Genomic DNA, 5932 nt, shown 5'->3' with positions numbered 1-5932 from the left:
AACATACTCCACAAAAATTGTAGGTAACATATGTTATTATCAATGACTGTCAAATTTTAAATAAAAAGGTCCACAGCCCAAATGATGCTTACTGTTGAACCTTTTTTCATTATTATTTCTGATGTTTTGAACAAATTGCAACTCCAACACCGATTGTTGCCATACAAATAACTGAGAACCAACCAGTGTGAGTAAATACTTGGTTACTAGAACCAATTCCTGCTGCATATAGAGGCATTGGAACAAATAACAATGATGCCCCCGCTAAATAACCTAACTTTTTCATATCCAATTCCTCCTTCTTTTGTTGGGTTAAAGCTTTTCTATACCAATCTTATAACGCATATAAACAAAAAAAGAAACCAAGATGGAAAACTTGGTTTCTATTCTGGTATAATCAGTTCTTGTTATTTCTTTCATTTAAAATAAACTTTTCAACCTCTTTAAACATTTTCTTTGATTTTTTAGCCGACTGTTTTTCTGCCATTTTTTGTCTCCAAACAGGAATTTCTTTTGGAGAAACATTTTCGTAAATTTCTTCATAAGTCACTTTGATTTTTGATTCATTTAAAGATTCAATCTTATAAGAAATAGTTGTATGGTCGATTGCCGTGACAAACGTTGCTTCATACAATGTATTCGGAATCAACCTTTTAATATGCACAGTAATCTCTGAGCCAATTCCTTTTCTTTGAGCTGATTTCTTTTTATATTTTAACCCTTCTTTTAATTCTAAATTTTTCTTCGTGACATTTTTAACTTCTTCTTTTAAAGATTTCATCATCAAATCATAAAACTCTTTATCACTTACATTTAATTCCATGCTAACTTTCATATTGCACCTCTTTTAACACAATTATATACTATTTTAAGAAAGAAGGTTATTTATGTATACAGATAGTCATTGTCACATCACTTGTGATCGTTTATATAGTCGAATTGACGAGATCATTGAAAATATCAAAGCTAAAAATCTTACTTCTTGCATGATCATGTGCACAAGTCCTGAAGAATTAGAACGTGCGAAAAAGGTAAAAGAAAAATATCCATTTTTTAAAATTGCCTTTGGATGGTTTCCAAGTGATGCCAAAGAAGTTACAGATAAAGAAATTCAGTATCTCATTGATCAAACGCCTTATTTAGATTGCTTAGGAGAAATTGGATTGGATTACTATTGGGATACAAGTTTTAATGATTTACAAAAAGAGCTATTTATCAAGCAGATTCAAATTGCGAATGAACACAATCTTCCTATTTCTATTCATATGCGCGAATCCACAAAAGACTGCATGGATATTTTAAAACAATACGCAAAGACAAAAATTATTTTCCATTGCTTCAGCGGAAGTAAAGAAACTATGATGGAATGTTTAAAAATGAATTCTATGATTTCGTTTGCCGGACCTATTACATTCAAAAATGCTAGACAAGCCCCTGAATGTATTTCAGCATGTCCTATCGATCGAATCATCACAGAAACGGATTCTCCTTATTTAACACCTGTTCCTTATCGTGGAAAAGAAAATGAACCTATGTATGTGGAATATGTCGCAAAGAAGATTTGTGAAATCAAACAACTTGATGAAGCAAGTGCATGTAGACAAATTGAAGAGAACTTCAATTCCATTTTTGATTAAATAAAGACCTGTCGATTGACAGGTCTATTTTTGTAAGTTTTCGTATTCTGAAACTTTGTTTCCTATGATAATGTTATCTCCTTGAATCACAATCGGTCTTTTTACTAACATACCATTTGAGGCAAGTAATTCAATCAATTGTTCTTCTGTATATGTTTCTCGTTTTTCTTTTACATTTAATTCACGATACAACATACCACTTGTATTAAACAATTTTTTTAATTCCACACCACGATCAATCCAGCTTTGAATCTCTTCTTTTGTTGGATTATCTTCTTTAATATTTCGATATGTAGCTTCAATACCCAAATCTTGTAGAACTTTATATGCCTTTTTACAAGTTGAACAAGGAGGATAGCCAATAAACAATGTTTCCATATTAGTCATCAAATGCGTGTGCTAATACTTCTGATAATGAAGAATTTTCTTCAACTGCATGAATCAATCCAGCTAACAATGGTGCCATTGAAAGAACAGTCATTTCTGGATAATTTTTTTGGTTTTCTGTTTGATTAATTGTATTTGTACAAACGAATCCAGCTAACTCAGCAGCTTTTAAACGTTCGATAGCAGGTCCTGAAAGGATACCATGTGAACATGAAGCATAGACAGCTTTAGCTCCCTTGTCTTTCAACATTTTGATACCAGCAGTTAATGTACCAGCTGTATCTACCATGTCATCGATGATGATTGCAGTTTTACCATCAACATCACCAATTAAGTTCATAGCTTCAGCTACATTTGGTTTAGGACGACGTTTATCGATGATTGCGATAGGTGCACCTAATGCATTTGCCAAGTTACGAGCACGTACAGCTCCACCGTGATCAGGAGATACAACTACGATTTCACCTAATCCTTCTTTGTGTTTGAAGTAATCAGCAATCAATCCATTCGCAGTAATATCATCTGCTGGAATATCGAAGAATCCTTGAATCTGAGTAGCGTGTAAGTCAACTGTAACTACACGATCAGCTCCAGCTCTTTCTAATAAACTAGCAACTAATTTAGAAGTAATTGGTTGACGAGGTTTCGCTTTACGATCCTGACGCGCATATCCAAAATATGGAATGATAGCCGTAATGCTTGCAGCACTTGCACGTTTACATGCATCAATACCAATTAAAATTTCCATTAAATTTGAGTTTACAGGCTTATTTGTACTTTGTACAAAATATACGTGTTTTCCACGAACAGATTCTCCAAGTTCTACTAAGATTTCTCCATCCGCAAAGTGTTTAACTTCACATTTACCTAATTCCAATCCTAATTCTTTACAAATATCTTTTGCTAAACCAACGCTAGATGATAAAGCAAATACAATAGTGTTTTTCATGATTTATCCTTTCTCATACCCTATCAGGTTTATTTTATGGTTTTATTATTGCTTACATAAGACATAGGCCCTACAACTGAACCTTCTTCTATGCAAGAATTGACGACTTTACTTGAATCTACAATTGCACAATCTTCAATTTTCGAATTATTCAAATAAGAACCTGGTAAAATCTCAACGAAATCACCAATTTCTGTGTTTCCAAGAATTTCAACATTTGGATGAATAATCACATCATGTCCAATCGTTACATCTTTTCCAATAACTGTTCGCACTGGGTCTACAATCTGTACCCCTTCTTTCATCCAGTTGTTGTTGATTCGATTGCGCATCCATTCATACGCTTTATGTAATTCTACACAATCATTGATTCCCATGACTTCATCACGGTCTTCAACTACCAATCCCTTAACAACCTTTCCTTGATTAGCTAAAATCTTAACCAAGTCTGTTAAGTAATACTCGTGTTGAGCATTATTTGTTGTTAATTTATCAAGATTATCAAATAAATCTCTGTTCTTGAAACAATACATACCTGCGTTGATTTCACAAATTTGTTTTTGTTCTTCTGTACAATCCTTTGCCTCTACAATCGCTTGAACATGACTATTTTCATCACGAACAATACGACCATAATGAGCTCCATCATCCAATACAGAAGTTAACAGAGTTAATGATGCATCTTGATTGGTTTGGAATAGTTTTTCCAATGTCTCAGGCTGAATACATGGTCCGTCTCCATTAATAATCAATGTATCCCCATCTTCATCCTTTAATTGTGTAGCTTGCATAACCGCATGACCTGTCCCCAATTGTGGTTGCTGCAAAGCAAACTCAACATCTGGAAAAGCTTCTTTGATACTTTCAGCCTGATATCCGACAATCACTACAATTCTTTCTACAGATACCGCTCTTAAAGCATCAATAATGTAAGCCAACATTGAACGATCAATAATCGTATGCATTACTTTGCTACGATCTGATTTCATTCGAGTTCCTTTTCCTGCCGCCAGAACAATCGCATTACGCATATTTTCACCTGACTTTCCGTATATATTCTAACAAAAATCACAAGACATTAAAAGGTCACACAAAGAAAAAGACAATACATTTTGTATTGTCTAATCTAATTGATTCAATTGATTTTGATAATCATTGATTTGTGAATTCAATGAATCTACTTTTGACTGTGCATCTGTTACATCTGAATTTGCACTATCCAATTTCGTCTTTGCTGATTTTAACTTATTCTGTAAAGAAGAAGTATCCGAATTCTTTTGTGCAGCACTTAATGCCGATTTTGCATCAGCCAAAGCCGATTTTGTTGTGTTTACATTATCAACTAATCCTTGATGTTCAGCATATAATTGCTGTAACTCTGTATATTGATCTTGCGTTAATTCGCTATTTGGAATTTGTTCCAATTCACTACGACGATTCTCACATGCCTGTAGCGCACTTTGTGCATTATCGTAATCCGCTTGTGCACTAATTACAGCACTTTGAGCATCACTTACACCGCCACCTGCAGAATCAATCTGAGACTGTAATGAATCGACATCACTTTGAGCTGAAGACTGTGCATTCTGCGCATTTTCTAATTCCGATTGTGCACTCAACAACTGCTTTTTAAGATCATTGATTTTTTGTTTCAACTGCGCTTTCTTTTCAGCAATTTCAGTGTTGTTGTTGTCTTTTTTCGTACTTGTCTTCTTATTTGCACTCGCAAGTAATTCATTGAAAGTTTTACCGGTAGCCTCTTCTAAGATTTCATCAATCTTCTCTCTTTGTTTACGCGTTAAACTGTTATATTTACTTTCAAAATCAATAATTTTCTTTTGGTCACTTGAAGATAAATCATCATAGTTGTTTGCAAAATCTAATAATTCCTGGTAATTCTTCTTTTGAACTTCCGATGTTTTTTCATCAGAACTAGACAATCCACCAGTCATTAGTTTCATACCACCAAATATCAATAATGAAACCAACAATACACCTACAACACCTAAGGCAACATACATTCCAGTTTTAGAATGACTCTTTTTTGGTGCTGATTTCTTTTTGCTTGGCTCTTTTTTCTTGTTGATTACTTCTCTTTTTAATTGAGGACCCTTACCCTCCTCTAACAAAGACTGAATTTCATCATCATCAATCACAACAGTTTGATTTGTAGAATCTGCTTCCTGTTTTAAATCATCCGCATTCCACATTACTGTACGTGTTGCAGAAAGATCTTCTTTTGGCTCATTTAAATCCTTTGATCCAACCACAAACGTATCTCCTAGTGAAGGTTCCTCTTTTTTTGCTTGAAACGGAATTTCCGGTTCAGGTTTATGTTTTTCTACTCGACTACGAGTTTGATTCTTTGTGAATTGATCCATTTTTTGTTCTAACGTATCTTCCTCGTTTGTTTGAAATGAATCTAATAATTGAGAAATCTCATCATTCTCATTCTTTTTTTTCTTATCCATAGCTTCTATCGCCCCTTCTAGACTATTTTACCAAAACCCCTTTGATTTGACCACTATGTTTTCTTGATTTGCCAAAATCCAAAGTGGATGTGCCGCTAAAACAAACATGCAGTCCGGATGAATCAACTGCTTTGCAGCCAATAGTGTACTTCCAGTTGTACAAACATCATCCACCAACAATATTTTCTTTTTAGGCAATGGATACAATTGTTTCAAGCCCAATACATTCTTAATTTGTGATCTTTGCAATTTTGTTGCTGAAGACTGCTTTATATCCTTCTTTTTGTAGAAAGGAGAATGAACAAAAACATCTAACGACGAATACATATCAATAGCTGGTTCAAATCCCCTTTCCATACGTTTTGCATCACTACTGCATAAAGTACAGACACAATATTTTTTAAAGATCTTCTTTAAATATAAGTGTTCACACAAAAAAACATCTTTTAATACAACATCCCTTTGTTCCTTATACTGAAAGACACATT

General features: G+C 33.9%; 7 protein-coding genes and 1 pseudogene. 1 reads left to right on the top strand and 7 read right to left on the bottom strand.

Annotated elements, in window-relative coordinates; all coding sequences use genetic code 11:
* Positions 1-112: 112 nt before the first annotated feature.
* A complete protein-coding gene (locus ACZQCL_RS05570; RefSeq protein WP_154556314.1) occupies positions 113-286 on the bottom strand; it encodes a hypothetical protein in 174 nt (57 codons plus the stop codon).
* Positions 287-397: 111 nt separating this feature from the next.
* Positions 398-835 carry a DUF3284 domain-containing protein gene (locus ACZQCL_RS05565; protein ID WP_227992853.1) on the bottom strand — a complete coding sequence of 146 codons (438 nt, stop codon included), beginning with the start codon at positions 833-835 and terminating at the stop codon, positions 398-400.
* Between the two features lie 52 nt (positions 836-887).
* Here ACZQCL_RS05565 and ACZQCL_RS05560 point away from each other — a divergent pair, with 52 nt between their 5' ends.
* On the top strand, positions 888-1637 hold the full coding sequence (locus ACZQCL_RS05560; protein WP_333672902.1) for a TatD family hydrolase: 750 nt from the start codon (positions 888-890) through the stop codon (positions 1635-1637).
* A 24-nt stretch (positions 1638-1661) separates the two neighbouring features.
* On the opposite strand, the gene ACZQCL_RS05555 is transcribed toward ACZQCL_RS05560, so the two are convergent.
* From ACZQCL_RS05555 to ACZQCL_RS05535, 5 genes and pseudogenes are all read right to left on the bottom strand, one after another.
* Positions 1662-2024, bottom strand: a complete 363-nt coding sequence (locus tag ACZQCL_RS05555) for a Spx/MgsR family RNA polymerase-binding regulatory protein (protein WP_288522902.1) — start codon at positions 2022-2024, stop codon at positions 1662-1664.
* Positions 2017-2973 (bottom strand): ribose-phosphate diphosphokinase, encoded by a 957-nt coding sequence (locus ACZQCL_RS05550; protein WP_482482126.1) that lies wholly within the window; start codon positions 2971-2973, stop codon positions 2017-2019. The genes ACZQCL_RS05555 and ACZQCL_RS05550 overlap by 8 nt, the downstream gene beginning before the upstream one ends.
* Positions 2974-3002: 29 nt before the next feature.
* Positions 3003-4004 (bottom strand): bifunctional UDP-N-acetylglucosamine diphosphorylase/glucosamine-1-phosphate N-acetyltransferase GlmU, encoded by a 1002-nt coding sequence (locus tag ACZQCL_RS05545; RefSeq protein WP_331865679.1) that lies wholly within the window; start codon positions 4002-4004, stop codon positions 3003-3005.
* Between the two features lie 90 nt (positions 4005-4094).
* On the bottom strand, positions 4095-5444 hold the full coding sequence (locus ACZQCL_RS05540; RefSeq protein WP_256268028.1) for a coiled-coil domain-containing protein: 1350 nt from the start codon (positions 5442-5444) through the stop codon (positions 4095-4097).
* Positions 5445-5471: 27 nt separating this feature from the next.
* Positions 5472-5932, bottom strand: a pseudogene (locus ACZQCL_RS05535) (hypothetical protein); the annotation flags it as partial.

The organism is Holdemanella sp. (assembly GCF_056804935.1).
Note: the sequence above shows the minus strand (reverse complement) of the source record. Positions and strands in the feature narration are given on the sequence as shown.

Bases quoted from the DNA above. Each gene is read 5' to 3' on its own strand.
- ACZQCL_RS05560 (WP_333672902.1), top strand. From the start codon at position 888: ATGTATACAGATAGTCATTGTCACATCACTTGTGATCGTTTATATAGT.
- ACZQCL_RS05570 (WP_154556314.1), bottom strand. From the start codon at position 286: ATGAAAAAGTTAGGTTATTTAGCGGGGGCATCATTGTTATTTGTTCCA.
- ACZQCL_RS05540 (WP_256268028.1), bottom strand. From the start codon at position 5,444: ATGGATAAGAAAAAAAAGAATGAGAATGATGAGATTTCTCAATTATTA.
- ACZQCL_RS05550 (WP_482482126.1), bottom strand. From the start codon at position 2,973: ATGAAAAACACTATTGTATTTGCTTTATCATCTAGCGTTGGTTTAGCA.
- ACZQCL_RS05555 (WP_288522902.1), bottom strand. From the start codon at position 2,024: ATGACTAATATGGAAACATTGTTTATTGGCTATCCTCCTTGTTCAACT.
- ACZQCL_RS05565 (WP_227992853.1), bottom strand. From the start codon at position 835: ATGAAAGTTAGCATGGAATTAAATGTAAGTGATAAAGAGTTTTATGAT.
- ACZQCL_RS05545 (WP_331865679.1), bottom strand. From the start codon at position 4,004: ATGCGTAATGCGATTGTTCTGGCGGCAGGAAAAGGAACTCGAATGAAA.